Origin of the sequence: Chachezhania antarctica (assembly GCF_003646465.1) — a bacterium.
In the GTDB taxonomy this organism is placed as follows: domain Bacteria; phylum Pseudomonadota; class Alphaproteobacteria; order Rhodobacterales; family Rhodobacteraceae; genus Chachezhania; species Chachezhania antarctica.
Genome location: NZ_QZEX01000004.1, coordinates 175,460 through 190,491 on the forward strand (window position 1 = coordinate 175,460; position 15,032 = coordinate 190,491).

14 protein-coding genes are annotated in these 15,032 nt (G+C 63.8%); 9 read left to right on the forward strand and 5 right to left on the reverse strand.

Going from position 1 to position 15,032, the window contains the following annotated elements; translation table 11 throughout:
* Window positions 1-4 precede the first annotated feature (4 nt).
* The 5 genes from D4754_RS09890 to tldD all read right to left on the reverse strand — a co-directional run bounded on the left by D4754_RS09890 (window position 5) and on the right by tldD (window position 7,128).
* Window positions 5-703, reverse strand: a complete 699-nt coding sequence (locus D4754_RS09890; protein ID WP_121063012.1) for a CoA transferase subunit A — start codon at window positions 701-703, stop codon at window positions 5-7.
* A 101-nt stretch (window positions 704-804) separates the two neighbouring features.
* Complete coding sequence (locus D4754_RS09895; protein ID WP_163025864.1) at window positions 805-1,383, reverse strand: L,D-transpeptidase; 579 nt, start codon at window positions 1,381-1,383, stop codon at window positions 805-807.
* A gap of 110 nt (window positions 1,384-1,493) precedes the next feature.
* Window positions 1,494-4,106, reverse strand: a complete 2,613-nt coding sequence (gene topA, locus D4754_RS09900) for a type I DNA topoisomerase (protein WP_121063014.1) — start codon at window positions 4,104-4,106, stop codon at window positions 1,494-1,496.
* A 187-nt stretch (window positions 4,107-4,293) separates the two neighbouring features.
* Window positions 4,294-5,472: a DNA-processing protein DprA gene (gene dprA, locus D4754_RS09905; protein ID WP_121063016.1), complete on the reverse strand. Its 1,179-nt coding sequence runs from the start codon at window positions 5,470-5,472 to the stop codon at window positions 4,294-4,296.
* Between the two features lie 234 nt (window positions 5,473-5,706).
* Window positions 5,707-7,128: a metalloprotease TldD gene (gene tldD, locus D4754_RS09910; RefSeq protein WP_121063018.1), complete on the reverse strand. Its 1,422-nt coding sequence runs from the start codon at window positions 7,126-7,128 to the stop codon at window positions 5,707-5,709.
* Window positions 7,129-7,396: 268 nt separating this feature from the next.
* Between tldD and coxB the strand changes: the two genes are divergently transcribed.
* From coxB to D4754_RS09950, 9 genes are all read left to right on the forward strand, one after another.
* Entirely contained in the window at window positions 7,397-8,257 is an 861-nt protein-coding gene (coxB, locus tag D4754_RS09915) for a cytochrome c oxidase subunit II (protein WP_121063020.1), read from the forward strand.
* Window positions 8,258-8,433: 176 nt separating this feature from the next.
* The gene (gene cyoE, locus D4754_RS09920; protein WP_121063022.1) at window positions 8,434-9,399 is read left to right on the forward strand and encodes a heme o synthase; all 966 of its coding nucleotides are present in this window, start codon (window positions 8,434-8,436) and stop codon (window positions 9,397-9,399) included.
* A complete protein-coding gene (locus D4754_RS23925) occupies window positions 9,396-9,557 on the forward strand; it encodes a hypothetical protein (protein WP_163025865.1) in 162 nt (53 codons plus the stop codon). The genes cyoE and D4754_RS23925 overlap by 4 nt, the downstream gene beginning before the upstream one ends.
* Before the next feature lie 5 nt (window positions 9,558-9,562).
* Window positions 9,563-10,144 carry a cytochrome c oxidase assembly protein gene (locus D4754_RS09925; RefSeq protein ID WP_121063395.1) on the forward strand — a complete coding sequence of 194 codons (582 nt, stop codon included), beginning with the start codon at window positions 9,563-9,565 and terminating at the stop codon, window positions 10,142-10,144.
* 26 nt (window positions 10,145-10,170) lie between these two features.
* On the forward strand, window positions 10,171-10,986 hold the full coding sequence (locus D4754_RS09930; protein ID WP_121063024.1) for a cytochrome c oxidase subunit 3: 816 nt from the start codon (window positions 10,171-10,173) through the stop codon (window positions 10,984-10,986).
* Window positions 10,987-11,060: 74 nt separating this feature from the next.
* Window positions 11,061-11,735 carry an SURF1 family protein gene (locus D4754_RS09935; protein WP_121063026.1) on the forward strand — a complete coding sequence of 225 codons (675 nt, stop codon included), beginning with the start codon at window positions 11,061-11,063 and terminating at the stop codon, window positions 11,733-11,735.
* A 3-nt stretch (window positions 11,736-11,738) separates the two neighbouring features.
* Window positions 11,739-13,130: a threonine synthase gene (gene thrC, locus D4754_RS09940; RefSeq protein ID WP_121063028.1), complete on the forward strand. Its 1,392-nt coding sequence runs from the start codon at window positions 11,739-11,741 to the stop codon at window positions 13,128-13,130.
* A 7-nt stretch (window positions 13,131-13,137) separates the two neighbouring features.
* Entirely contained in the window at window positions 13,138-14,400 is a 1,263-nt protein-coding gene (locus tag D4754_RS09945) for a M16 family metallopeptidase (protein ID WP_121063030.1), read from the forward strand.
* Window positions 14,400-14,984, forward strand: coding sequence for a GNAT family N-acetyltransferase (locus tag D4754_RS09950; RefSeq protein ID WP_121063032.1), 585 nt, complete (start codon window positions 14,400-14,402; stop codon window positions 14,982-14,984). The genes D4754_RS09945 and D4754_RS09950 overlap by 1 nt, the downstream gene beginning before the upstream one ends.
* The last annotated feature ends 48 nt before the right edge of the window (window positions 14,985-15,032 follow it).

A 15,032-nucleotide genomic window follows, 5' to 3' on the forward strand; every position in this document is an offset into this window, starting at 1 on the left:
TCCTTTACGCGGCAGGGCGCACGGTGCGCTGTTCGATACGCTTTTCATGGTCGCCCTGAATCAGGCGGTGCACGTAGATTCCGGGCAGGTGGATGTTGTCCGGGTCGAGCGAGCCGGTCGGCACGATCTCTTCCACTTCCATCACGCAGGTCTTGCCGCACATCGCTGCAGGCGGATTGAAGTTGCGGGCGGTCTTGCGGAAGATCGCGTTGCCGGTTTCGTCGGCTTTCCACGCCTTCACGATGGACAGGTCGGCGAAGATGCCGCGTTCCATGATGTAGGTCTCGCCGTCGAAATCCTTGTGGTCCTTGCCTTCGGCAATCACCGTGCCCACGCCCGTCTTGGTGTAGAAGCCCGGGATGCCGGCGCCGCCGGCGCGCATGCGTTCGGCCAGCGTGCCTTGGGGGTTGAATTCAAGCTCAAGCTCGCCGGACAGGTACTGGCGCATGAACTCGGCGTTTTCGCCCACGTAGGAGCTGATCATCTTCTTGACCTGCCGCGTCTGCAGCAGGATGCCGATCCCGAAATCGTCGACGCCCGCGTTGTTCGACGCGAAGGTCATGTCCTTGGTGCCGGCGTCCTTGATCGCCTGAAGCAGCAGCTCCGGGATGCCGCACAGGCCGAAGCCGCCCGCGGCGACAAGCATGCCGTCGAACAACAGGCCGTCCAGCGCCTCGGCGGCGGAACCATAGACTTTCTTCATGAAGCTCTCCCTCGCGCACAATACGAGGAAGCTTGTGCCGCCCGACCGGGGCGGTGTCAACACGACGACACCGCCTGCCGGCCGTCAGGCGGCCCGCCGCGTCAGATGACGCGGACTTGCGTGCCGACCGGGCAAAGTTCGAACAGTTCGGCGATCATGTTGTTGTAAAGGCCGATGCAGCCATCTGACGACTGACGCCCGATCTTGCGCGTGTCGTGGGTGCCGTGAATCAGGTAGGCGGGCCAGTCGAGATACATGGCATGGGTGCCCAGCGGATTGTCCGGCCCCGGACCAATCGGTTTCCAGTCGGGGAACCGTTCCATCTGCGACGCGGTGGGCGTCCAGCTGGGGCCGACCTTCTTGCGCACGATCTCGGTATAGCCGCGTTTGGTCAGCTCGTCCGTGCGGGGCACCGACGTGGGATAGATGCGGTAATCGCTGCCGTCTTCCGACCAGTAGTGCAGCGCGCGCGAGCGGGTGTCGACAACGACGGTGGCCACACCCAGCGTCTGGAAATGATCCTGCCAGTTCTGGCCCGAGAAGCTCGAGATATTCCGTGCCGCAGGCGGCTCGGGTTCAGGCTCGGGCAGCATGTTCTGCGCGCGGGCGGCCAAAGGCGCCAGCGCCAGAGAGGCGCCGGCGGTGTTCAGGAAAAACCGGCGGGTGAGGGGCGTGGTCATGAAGAACCTGTCCTGCATCGAAACGTTAACGCCGGACGTTGATCAGAACCCCAGTGGCGCTACCAATCACGTTTTCTTGCACGTCTGAAAGTGTGGCAGAGCGGACTCGCTCAGCCCGCCTTTTTCGCCGCCGTCTTGGGCGCGGCCTTGGTCTTCTTCGCGGCAGGTTTCTTGGCCGGCGCCTTTTTCTTGGCGGCAGGCTTCTTCTTCCCTGACTTGGCGGCCTTCGCGTCGATCAGTTCGACAGCCTGGCTCATGGTCACGGCATCGACCTCGATCGTGTCCGGGAGCGTCGCGTTGATCTTGCCCCACTTCACGTAAGGCCCGTAGCGCCCCTTCATCACCGACACCGGGCCGCCGCCTTCGGGATGTTCGCCCAGTTCCTTCAGCGGCGCCGCAGGCGTCCCGCCACGTCCGCGCCGGGGTTTCGAGGCCAGGACCTCCACCGCGCGGTTCATGCCGATGGTGAAGACATCTTCGACCTCTTCCAGGTTGGCATTGGTGCCCCCCCGGTCGGAAATGCTTTCGGCGTGCTTCAGGTACGGCCCGTAGCGGCCGATATTCGACCAGACCATGACACCGTCTTCGGGATGGGCCCCGATGGCGCGCGGCAGGGACAGAAGCTTGACCGCCTGTTCCAGGTCCACGTCCTCGGGCGGCCAGCCCTTGGGGATCGACTGGCGCGGGGGTTTGGGCTGTTCATCCGTCGCCTCGCCCCGCTGGACGTAAGGACCGAATCGGCCCTTGAAGGCATAGATCTTGTCGCCCGAATCCTCGCCCAGCACCTTGCCTTCGGGCGGGATGCCGGACCCTGAATCGTCTTCCATGCCCGGGGGGCCGAAGGGACGCGTATAGCGGCACTCGGGATAGTTCGAGCAGCCAATGAACGCCCCGCCCGACCGCGCCGTGCGCATCGACAGGCGCCCCTTGTTGCAGTTCGGGCAAAGCCGCGGATCGGTCCCGTCCTCGTTGGGCGGGAAAAGGTGCGGTTCAAGCACCTCGTTGATCTTTTCCAGAACCTCGGTGATCCGCAGCTCCGCGGTATCCGCCACGGCGGCCGAGAAGTCCTTCCAGAACTGGTTCAGCAGTTCCTTGTAATCGGCATCGCCCGCGCTGACGCGGTCAAGCTGGTCTTCAAGATCGGCGGTGAAATCGTAGCCCACGTATTTCTTGAAGTAATTCGACAGGAACGCCGTCACCAGCCGCCCCTTGTCTTCCGGGAACAGGCGGTTCTTGTCCTTCCGGACATAGCCGCGATCCTGGATCGTGGTCACGATCGACGCATAGGTCGACGGCCGGCCGATGCCCAGTTCTTCCATCCGCTTGACCAGCGTCGCCTCGGTGTACCGCGGCGGGGGCTGGGTGAAATGCTGTTCGGGCAGCAGCTTGCGCTTCTCGGCGCCTTCGCCCTTGGCGATCTTGGGCAGGCGCTTGTCGTCATCGTCGACGACATCATCGCGGCCTTCTTCGTAGACCCGCAGGAACCCGTCGAACAGCACGACCTGACCGGTCGCGCGCAGGCCTACCTTGCCGTCGTCGCTGGCGACTTCGACGGTGGTACGCTCCATCCGCGCGCCTTCCATCTGGCAGGCAAGCGTGCGCTTCCAGATCAGGTCATATAGCTTCTTCTGGTCCGGGTCGGTGACCTTCAGGTTTTCCGCGTCCCGGCTCATGTCCGTGGGGCGGATGCATTCATGCGCTTCCTGCGCGTTCTTGGCCTTGTTCTTGTAGATGCGGGGCGACTTCGGCACGTATTCGGCGCCGTAGCGCGAACCGATCTCGGCCCGGGCGGCCTCGACGGCTTCGGGCGCCATGTCGATGCCGTCTGTCCGCATGTAAGTAATGTGTCCGGCTTCATACAGCCGTTGCGCCGTGCTCATCGCCTGCCGGGCGCCCATGCCGAACTTGCGGCTGGCTTCCTGCTGCAGGGTCGATGTCATGAACGGGGCCGAGGGGTTCCGACTGGCCGGTTTGGCTTCGACGGACACGACTTTCAGCGCGCGGTCCTCGATGGCCTTCACCGCGGCATGGGCGGTGTCGTGATCGCCCAGATCGTAGCGATCCAGCTTCTTGCCATCCAGCGAGACAAGCCGCGCTTCATATTCGTCGCCCGAGGGCGTGGAAAGAATGGCCTTCACGCTCCAGTATTCGCGGGGCTTGAAGGCTTCGATCTCCATCTCGCGCTCGACGATCAGGCGCAGGCAGACGGATTGCACCCGGCCGGCCGATTTCGCGCCGGGCAGCTTGCGCCACAGAACGGGGGAGAGGTTGAAGCCCACAAGGTAGTCCAGCGCGCGGCGGGCGAGGTATGCCTCCACCAGCGGCATGTCCACATCGCGGGGATGGGCCATCGCTTCGGTCACGGCGGATTCGGTGATCGCGTTGAACACGACGCGGCTGACCGGCGTGTCCTTCTTGATCGATTTGCGCTTGGTCAGCGCTTCCTGCAGGTGCCAGCTGATCGCTTCGCCTTCACGATCAGGGTCCGTCGCGAGGATCAGTTCGCCATCCTCGGCCAGCGCATCCGCGATGGCCTTGATGTGCTTCTTGCTGTCCGACGCGACCTCCCATTTCATGTCGAAGTCATGGTCGGTGTCGACGGACCCGTCCTTCGGAGGCAGGTCGCGCACGTGCCCATACGAGGCAAGTACGGTGTAGCCGGGACCAAGATACTTGTTGATTGTCTTGGCTTTGGCCGGGGATTCGACAACGACGACGGGCATTTAACGTCGGAACCTCCTGAATGTCGCTAGGCGCGGTCTATGGCGGGCGAAGATGTGGGGTGCAAGCAGGGAATGTCAATGCGCGCCGTTTGAGCACAGGTGTGGCGGTCGGCGGACGGGGCCGGACCGTCATCAATCCGGTGGCACGATGCCGGTTTCGGGGCTGGCGGTGTATGGCGGCCCGGTCCTATCGGTTCGATGTGGTCGCAAGGGACAGCAGCCCGCCCGCCTGCCGCTGGATACGCCCGTCGAGTTCCAGTTCGACAAGGGCGGGCGCGGCTTTCTGGGCCGGAACGGCGAGATCGCGGATCAACTGATCCTCGGTCACGGGAGAGGGGCCGAGCCGGGCAAGGATGGCCCGGTGCAGCGTGATCGTGTCGTCGAAGGAAAGTGCCTGCGGCGGCTGAGCGGTTTCCTGCCGGGGCTCTGTAGGTTCCTGCGGGGCAAGCGGCAGGTCGATCTGCGTATCGGGCCGTTCGCCTATCGCCGACAGGATGTCTTCGGCGTTGCGGATCAGCAGAGCGCCGTCGCGGATCAGCATGTTGCAGCCCGAAGCGCGGGCGTCCATCGGGTGTCCGGGCACCGCCATGACCTCCCGCCCCTGATCCAGCGCGTCGCGGGCGGTGATCAGGCTGCCGGAGCGGCCCGATGCTTCGACCACCACGACCGCGCGGGCCAGCCCGGACACGATCCGGTTGCGGCGCGGGAAATGGCGGGCGAGCGGTTTCAGCCCCATGGGCATTTCCGACAGGCGGATACCGCGTCGGGCGATGTCACGGGCAAGGTCCGCGTTTTCGGCGGGGTATATGGTGTCGACTCCGCCAGCCTGAACGGCAACCGTGCCCGTGGGCAGGGCGGCGGTATGCGCCGCGGTGTCGATCCCGCGGGCCAGGCCCGAAACGATCGTATAGCCGGCTTCCCCCAGTTCTCGTGCCAGGTCGCGCGCCATGCGCAGGCCAAGAGAGGAGGCGTTGCGGGCGCCCACGAGGGCAATCATCGGTTTGGCGAGACGGTCGGCATCGCCGATCATCCAGAGCGTCGGCGGCGCATCCGGGATATCGGCCAGCAATGTCGGATAGTCGGGTTCACCAAAGCACAAAAGCCGCGCTTTGGCGGCTTTTGCGGCCTGGAATTCGGCCCTGATGACGCCCATAGGACATATTTCATATCCCTCGATACCGGCGTCGCGCGCCATTTCGGGCAACGCTTTCAGCGCATTCTGCGCTGATCCATGCTCGTCGAGCAGACGGTAGAACGTACGCACTCCGACTTTTCGGGAGCGCAACAGGCGAAGCCAAGAAAACCGGTCTTCTTCCGTGGTGGGTGGGAGTGGGGGGTGAGTGGAAGAACTGTGGTCTCCGGTCATCCGCTACTCCGCCTGTTGCACGATCCTTTTACCCCGGGACAGGTTAATGAGGCGTGAACAGCTCTCAGTTTTCGTCAAATGGGACAAAAAATTTTTCCAACACCCAGATGGGAGATTTGATCCGGGTCAAAGCCATCTGCGTAGAAAGTCATTTTTTTCGATTCCCTGCCTGATGGCCAGCCGTCGCGCGGGCAGATCCGGCCGCTTGAAACAGCGGCCGGACCAATTATCGTATCAGGCTGCCGAGCCGCCCACCGTCAGCCCATCGATCAGCACGGTGGGCTGGCCCACGCCCACGGGCACCCACTGGCCCTGCTTGCCGCAATTGCCCATGCCGGGATCCAGCGCCATGTCGTTGCCCAGTCCGCGGATCTTCCGGAGCGATGTCGGCCCGTCACCGATCAGCGTCGCGCCCTTGACCGGTGCGCCGATCTTGCCGTTCGTTACGCGGTAGGCCTCGGTGCAGGAGAACACGAACTTGCCGTTGGTGATATCGACCTGCCCGCCGCCGAAGCCCACGGCCCAGATGCCATCCTTGATGTCCGCCACCAGATTGGCCGGGTCGGCATCCCCGCCCAGCATGACCGTGTTGGTCATCCGCGGCATCGGCGCATGGGCATAGCTTTGCCGGCGTCCGTTGCCGGTGGGTTCGACCCCCATCAGCCGCGCGTTCTGGCGGTCCTGCATGAAGCCGGTCAGCATGCCGTCCTCGATCAGCACCGTCCGGCCGGAAGGCGTGCCTTCGTCATCGATGGTGATGGACCCGCGGCGGTCCGGGATCGTGCCATCATCGACAACGGTCACGCCCTTGGCCGCCACCTGCTGGCCCATCAGTCCGGCAAAGGCCGAGGTGCCCTTGCGGTTGAAATCGCCCTCCAGCCCGTGGCCCACGGCCTCGTGCAGCAAGATGCCCGGCCAGCCGGGGCCAAGCGCGATTTCGAAAACGCCCGCGGGCGCGGGTTCGGCCCCGAGGTTCACCAGCGCGATGCGCAGCGCCTCCTGCGCCTTGGTCTGCCAGTCCGCCGGGTCGATCAGCCCGTCCAGCCGCACGCGGCCGCCGCCGCCGGCCGAACCGCCTTCGCGGCGGCCGTTCTCTTCCACGATCACGGACACGTTCACCCGGCTCATCGGGCGGCTGTCCATCGTCAGCGTCCCGTCGGCGCGCAGGATCGAAACTTCCTGCAGGCCCGCCGCCAGCGATGCCGTCACCTGCACCACGCGCTTGTCGAGCGCGCGGGCATAGGCATCGATCTCGGACAGGGTCTCGACCTTCACGGGGAAGGGGATGCCACTGTCGGGCGCCTCGCCGGAATAAAGGTGCCGGTTGGTGGCCCGGGGCGCATCGGCCAGCGTGCCGCCGCCATCGCCCACGGCCAGCCGCGCGGTTTCCGACGCCCGGCGAAGGGACGACAGGCTCATCTCCGTGGAATGGGCATAGCCTGCGACCTCTCCCCTCACGGCGCGCAGGCCGAAGCCTTCGCTAATGTCATGGCTGGCCGTCTTCAGCCGTCCGTCATCGAACATCAGCGCCTCGGACTGGCTGCGCTCGGCGAAGATTTCGCCGTCATCGGCGCCCTTCGTCGCCTCGCGCAGCACGAAAAGCGCGTCGTCGAGGGGCAACTGGTCGTCGAAGGGGCGAAAGGGGGCATCGGACATATGGAAAAATGATCCTTGTTTTTGGCGCGGTAGCGCGCCCGTCGGCACGGCAAGCGTCTGTTTGACGCAAGCATATGGCTTTATCTGCTTCCCGGAATATGATTTCTACCGTCTCCAAAGACAACGGGGCGCGCGCTAAACGTGCTTCGTGCCGATTTTCGGTGCAGATATGCGCCTGTTTCCATCGGGACGAAGCGGCTGACACAGCATGACGACGCGGGGCGCGCCAGAAGTCTACCCATGTGATCAACCGATCAGGAACCGACTTATGAAGAATGCACTGTCGCTTTCCGGGCTGCTGACTGCCCTTACTGCTTTGCCCGCCATGGCGCAGGACAATCTGAACAATCTGGAAGTGCTTGGTGTACCGGTCTCCGGCGGTACCGCTTTCCAGACCCCGGCGACCGAGATCGCGATCCGACAGCAGTGGCTGGAAGGTATGCTGATGGCGATCATGATCGCCATTACCCTCTTCGTCGTGGTGCTGATTGGCTGGATCATCCTCCGCTATAACCGCAAGTCGAATCCGACCCCGTCGAGCTTCACGCACAACACGCCGCTTGAAATGGTGTGGACGCTGGTGCCGATCGTGATTCTGGTTTTCATCGGGGCGTTCTCGCTGCCGGTCCTGTTCTACGAACAGGAAATTCCGAAAGGCGACGTGACCATCAAGGTGACGGGCAACCAGTGGTACTGGTCCTACGAGTACGTCGATGACGACTTCGGCTTCGACAGCTACCTGCTGGCCCGGGACGACCTTGAAAAGAACGGCTACAAGCCCGAACATTACCTGCTGGCGACCGACACTGCCGTTGTTGTTCCGGTGGGCAAGACCGTGGTGATGCAGGTGACCGGGTCCGACGTGATCCATTCGTGGACGATCCCTGCCTTCGGCGTGAAGCAGGACGCGGTGCCGGGCCGCCTGGCCGAACTGTGGTTTGCCGCCGAGAAGGAAGGCATCTACTTCGGCCAGTGTTCGGAACTGTGCGGCAAGGACCACGCCTACATGCCGATCACCGTCAAGGTGGTGAGCGAAGAGGCCTATGAAGCCTGGCTGAAGTCGGCCAAGGAAGAATATGCCGGTCTGGGCACCACCAGCAGCTACGACGTGGCCGCGCTGGCCGACTGAAGGGTCCGGCCTGTGTTTCAGGCCAGACCGACAAGGTATCCGGTAACAGGGGTTCGAGCGCCGGGGCATGACTCCGGCGTTTGGCGCAAATGCCAGGGCGCGCGGGCGCCTGACGCGATCAATGGACCGGCATGACACGAACGCGGTGTCACGTGCGGCCCGACAGAAGGACAGTGATGAGCGATATCGGCTATACCTCCCAGCCAACTGCCCAAGCAGCGAGCCACGCGGTCGAACCCGAGGCATCGTTCGGAGATTTCTTCGCCCTGCTGAAGCCGCGGGTTATGACGCTTGTCGTCTTCACCGCGCTGGTGGGCATGCTGGCCGCACCCGTTCCGATCCACCCCTTCGTGGGTTTCTGCGCGATCCTGTTCATCGCCCTGGGCGGCGGTGCCTCGGGCGCGCTGAACATGTGGTGGGATGCCGATATCGACGCGGTGATGCGGCGGACCAAGGGCCGGCCGATTCCCAAGGGCAAGGTCACCCCGGACGAGGCGCTGGGCATCGGTGTGGCCCTGTCGGGGCTGTCGGTCATCATGCTGTCGCTGGCCACGAACTGGCTGGCCGGGGGCATGCTGGCCTTCACGATCTTTTTCTACATCATCGTCTACACGATGTGGCTGAAACGCTCGACCCCGCAGAACATTGTCATCGGCGGCGCGGCGGGGGCCTTCCCGCCGGTGATCGGCTGGCTGGCGGCCACGGGATCCTTCGCGATCGAACCGTGGCTGATGTTCCTGCTGACCTTCATGTGGACACCCCCGCATTTCTGGGCGCTCGCGCTGTTCATGCGGAACGATTACGACGACGCCAAGGTGCCGATGCTGACGGTGACCCATGGCCGCCGTGCGACGCGGGTGCATATCCTTGTCTACACCGTCCTGCTGGCGGTTCTGGCCATCGGCACGGGCTTCACCGCCGTGGGCGGGCCGGTTTACCTGGCCGTGGCGCTGGTTCTGAACGGTCTGTTTCTTGCAGGCGCGATCCGCATCTGGCGCCGGGATGAAACCATGTCGGAGGCCGACGATTTCCGCGTCGAACGCCGGTTCTTCCGACTGTCGCTGATCTACCTCGCCGCCCACTTCGCGGCGATTCTGGTCGAAGCATTGCTGAAGCCCTACGGGCTGGGAGGCTGGGGATGAGTTTTCACGAACCGCACGAACTGCACAAACGGCGCCTTGGCCGCAACGTCGGGCTGGGCGTGGTCCTGGCTGCCTTTGTCGCGTTGATTTTCGGGCTGACCATCGTGAAAGTGACCGAAACCGATTTCTCGAAAGCCCCGGTGCAGGTGTCCGAATGAAGACGATGGATCCGAAACGCAAAACCATGTTCAAGCTGGTCGGCGTCGTCGTGTTCATGGGCGCGATGGCGTGGGCGGCGGTGCCAGCCTACAACTTCTTCTGCAAGGTGACAGGTTTCGGCGGCGTCACCAATACGGCTGACGCCGGGTCCGATACGGTCCTGGACAAGGAAGTCACCATCCGTTTCGATGCGTCCCTGAACAGCGGCATGCCGTGGGAATTCAAGCCGGTCGAGCGCGAGATGAAGATCCGCCTTGGCGAAACCGGCCTTGCGTTCTACGAGGCCTACAACCCGACCGACAGACCGGTCGCAGGGCAGGCCAGCTACAACGTCACGCCCTATTCGGCGGGCGGCTTCTTCACGAAGATCGAATGCTTCTGCTTCACCGAACAGGTGCTGATGCCGGGCGAACGGGTCGATATGCCCGTGACATTTTACGTCGACCCTGACATCGCAACCGATATGGACGGCAAGTATGTCCACACGATAACGCTGTCCTATACGTTTTATGAGAATGATCTGCCAGAGGGCTACGCCGCCCTGGCGGACGAAACCGATGCAACCGGGGCCACTTCCCTGAACTGAACTGCGCCAAGAGGTGAGGGACTTCCATGGCACACGCCAAGAACCATGACTATCATATTATCGCGCCGTCGATCTGGCCGCTGCTAGGCGGCATTTCGGGCTTCACCATGCTGGTGGGCGCGGTGCTCTGGATGCACGGGATCGACTGGTACATCTGGGCCATCGGCTTCATCGCCGTGCTCTACACCATGTTCAACTGGTGGTCGGAAATGGCCGCCGAAGGCGAAAGCGCGGACAACACGCCGGTTGTGCGGCTGGGCCTGCAATATGGCTTCATCCTGTTCATCATGTCCGAGGTGATGTTCTTCTTCGCGTGGTTCTGGTCGTTCTTCAAGCACGCCATCTACCCGATGTACGACTATCCGGGTTCGGTCTACGAGCAGGTCCACTACCACTTCGCCAACCCGCTCAACATCCCGCTGATGAACACGCTGCTGCTTCTTCTGTCGGGCTGCGCCGTAACCTGGGCGCACCACGCGCTGGTGCACAACAACGACCGCAAGTCGCTGATCCAGGGGCTGGCACTTGGCATCACGCTGGGCATTCTCTTCACCGCGCTGCAGGCCTACGAATATATGGTTCTTCTGACCCATGACGGCTGGACCTTCGGGGAAGACCAGTTCTATTCGAACTTCTTCATGGCCACCGGTTTCCACGGGCTGCATGTGTTGATCGGGACGGTATTCCTGACCATCTGCCTGATCCGCGCCATCAATGGCGGCTTCAGCCAGGACAAGCACGGCGGTTTCGAGGCCGCGGCATGGTACTGGCACTTCGTCGACGTCGTGTGGCTGTTCCTGTTCTTCGCCGTATACCTCTGGGGCAGCTACGCCCTGTCGTAATCGGCATCCCTCACCGATATGCTTGAAGGCGCGCGGGGATCCGCGCGCCTTTTCTCATCCCGCTCCGGATTCCCATGCAACGTCTGATCTTCATCCTTCTTTTCGGCGTTCTCGGCACCTCGATCCTGCTGGGGCTTGGCATCTGGCAGGTGCAACGCCTGCACTGGAAAGACGGCATGATCGCCGCGATCGAGTCGCGGATCGGCGCTGCACCCGTCCCGGTGCCCGAAACCCCGGACCCGGAGGACGACCGCTACTTGCCCGTCACCGCACAGGGCGAGATCCTGGGGGGCGAGATCCACGTCTTCATCCCGGTCGAGGGCGGCGCAGCCTACCGCGTGATCGCGCCCTTCCAGATGGAAGACGGCCGCACGGTGCTGCTGGACCGGGGATCGGTGCCGGTCAGTGCCAAGACCGCGGAGCGCCCCGTGGGTCCGATGACCGTGACCGGCAACCTGAACTGGCCGAACGAGGCCGACGGCTATACCCCCGATCCGGACCTTGCAGGCAACATCTGGTATGCCCGCGATGTGCCCGCGATGGCGCAGGCGCTGGGAACGGAGCCTGTTCTGATCGTGGCCTCTTCGCCCACCGCGCCGGGAATCACGCCCGACCCTGTGGACACCGGGGGCATTCCGAACGATCACCTTGAATATGCGATCACGTGGTTCTCGCTTGCCTTCATCTGGGTGGCGATGACCGGGTTCTTCCTCTGGCAGACGCGCGCCAGAAAGGCCTTTAAGGGATAAGCGATGAAATACGTCTCCACCCGCGGGCAGGCGCCCGAACTGACCTTCGAAGAGGCGATGCTGACCGGCCTCGCCCGTGACGGGGGCCTTTATGTCCCTGCCGAAATCCCGGTGATGTCGAACGAAGACATCGCAGCACTTTCGGGCCTGTCCTACGAGGAAACCGCCTTCCGCATCATGCGCCCTTTCGTGGGCGACACGTTCACGGACGAGGAATTCGCCCAGATCATCGCCCGCGCCTATCACGGCTTCGAACACGAGGCCCGCGCGCCGCTGGTCCAGCTGGCCCCCAACCATTTCCTGCTGGAGCTGTTCCACGGGCCGACACTGGCCTTCAAGGACTTCGCCATGCAGCTGATCGGGCAAATGTTCGACGTGGCCCTGAAGCGCCGGGGCGAGAAGGTGACCATCGTCGGCGCGACATCGGGCGATACCGGGTCCGCCGCGATCGAGGCCTTCGCCGGGCTCGAGGCGGTCGAGGTCTTCATCCTGTTCCCCGATGGCCGCGTTTCCGAAGTGCAGCGCCGCCAGATGACGACCCCTACGGCCAAGAATGTCCACGCGCTGTCCGTCACCGGTGATTTCGACGATTGCCAGGCCCGCGTGAAGGACATGTTCAACGATTTTACCTTCCGCGACGAAGTGCGGCTGGCGGGCGTGAACTCGATCAACTGGGCGCGGGTGATGGCGCAGGTGGTCTATTACTTCACCTCGGCCGTCAGCCTTGGTGCGCCGGACCGCAAGGTCAGCTTCACAGTGCCCACCGGCAATTTCGGCGATATCTTCGCGGGCGACATCGCGCGGCGGATGGGCCTGCCCATCGACAAGCTGGTGGTCGCCACGAACCAGAACGACATCCTGCACCGCTGCCTGACGGGCGCGGGCTATCACAAGGGCACCGTGCTGCCGTCGATCAGCCCGTCGATGGACATCCAGGTCAGTTCGAACTTCGAACGGGCGCTGTTCCTTGCCTACGGGGGCGACGGTGGGGCCGTGTCCCAGCTGATGGACGATCTGAGCCAGAAGGGCGGGTTCGACCTGTCCCAGGGCGTGCTGGATACCCTGCACGACAGCTACATCTCGGGCCGCGCGAGCGAGGATGAGACTTCGGCCACCATCTCGGCGCTGCGGAAGGCAACAGGCGAACTCCTGTGCCCCCATTCCGCCGTCGCCGTGAAGGTCGCCGCCGAACAGCGCGATCCGGCCACGCCGATGATCACGCTGGCCACGGCGCATCCCGCGAAATTCCCGGCCGCCGTGGAAGCGGCATCGGGCCTTCATCCGCCTCTTCCCCCCCGGATGGCGGACCTGTATGAGAGATCGGAACGGTTGACCCGGATCGACAACGATCTGGACGCCATCGAGACGCTTATAAGGGACCGGATCTCCGGGTGACGCCTACGTGACAGTACAGCAATACGAACTCGCCAACGGTTTCCGAATCGTCAGCGAGCATATGCCCGGCCTTCAATCCGCTGCCATCGGCATCTGGGTGACAGCCGGCGGCCGGCACGAGCGAGTCGAACAGAACGGCATCGCCCATTTTCTTGAGCACATGGCGTTCAAGGGCACCGAACGCCGGTCCGCCCTTCAGATCGCCGAGGCGATCGAGGACGTGGGCGGCTACATCAATGCTTACACCAGCCGCGAGGTGACGGCCTATTACGCGCGCGTTCTGGAACAGGATGTGCCGCTGGCGCTGGACGTGATCGGCGACATCATTCTGAACCCGGTCTTCGACAAGCGCGAGATCGAGGTCGAGCGCGGGGTGATCCTGCAGGAGATCGGCCAATCGAACGACACGCCCGATGACGTGATCTTCGACTGGCTTCAGGAAGAAAGCTATCGCGACCAGCCCATCGGCCGCCCGATCCTGGGCCCGTCGGAGCGCGTCAGCGCCTTCGGCAAGGACGATCTGGCGACCTTCGTGTCGGAACATTACCGGCCCGAGCGCATGATTCTCGCCGCTGCCGGCGCCGTGGATCACGACGCGCTGGTGAAGCTGGCCGAGGCGATGTTCGGCCACCTGGAACGCGGCACCGAAAGCAACGTGGTGCCCGCCCTGTTCACGGGGGGCGAATTCCGCCGCGACAAGGAGCTGGAGCAGGCCCATTTCGCGCTGGCCTTCGAAAGCCCCGGCTACCGGGACGAGGCGATCTATACCGCGCAGATCTATGCCAGCGCCCTTGGCGGCGGCATGTCGAGCCGCCTGTTCCAGGAGATCCGTGAGAACCGCGGGCTCTGCTACACGATCTTCGCGCAAGCCGGGGCCTATGCCGATACCGGGACGACGACGATCTATGCCGGCACCTCGGCCGCGCAGATCGGCGAGCTGTCCACGATCACCTTCGACGAGATGAAGCGTGCCGCCGACGACATGAGCCCCGAAGAGGTCGCCCGTGCCCGCGTGCAGATGAAAGCCGGTCTGCTGATGGGGCTGGAAAGCCCGTCGTCGCGTGCCGAACGGCTGGCGCGGCTGGTGCAGATCTGGAACGACGTGCCCCCGGTCGAAGACACCATCGCCCGGATCGACGCGGTGACCACGGGTGACGTGCGGCAGTTCGCGGAATTCGTGGCGCAGGAAGCCCCGGCTGCGCTGGCGCTGTACGGACCGATAAAGGGCGCGCCAACCCTCTCCGAATTGCAGGAGAGGCGTGCTGCCTGATGTTGCTGGCGAAACGGAAGCTGAGACTGGAGACAGAACGTCTCACTTTGCGACCGCCCATGCATTCCGACTACCGCGCCTGGACATCCCTGCGCCGGGACAGTCGTAATTTCCTGACCCCGTGGGAGCCCGCATGGGCCCACGATCATTTAAGCCGCAAGGCCTTCACCAACAGGGTCTACTGGTCCCAGCGCTCCATCGTGAACGGCTCGGCCGTCCCGCTGTTCCTGTTCCGCCGCGCGGATGACGTGTTGCTGGGGGCCATCACGCTCGACAACATCCGGCGTGGTCCGGCGCAGGCGGGGACGCTGGGCTACTGGACCGGCCAGACCTATGCGCGCAACGGCTATATGCGCGAGGCGATCGGCACGCTGGTGCATTTCGCCTTCACTCGGCTGGACCTGTCCCGGATCGAGGCCGCCTGCCTGCCGGAAAACGCCGCATCGCGCGGCTTGCTGGAAAGCGCGGGCTTCAAGTACGAAGGCGTCGCGCAAAGCTATCTTCAGATCAACGGGCGCTGGCGGACGCATGTGCTTTATGCGTCGCTCCGGGGTGACCGGCGTGGCCGCACGGATGCCGGGTAGGTCTGCCGATTTCCAGTGCGCACACGGTACCGTGAACGCCCGACAACA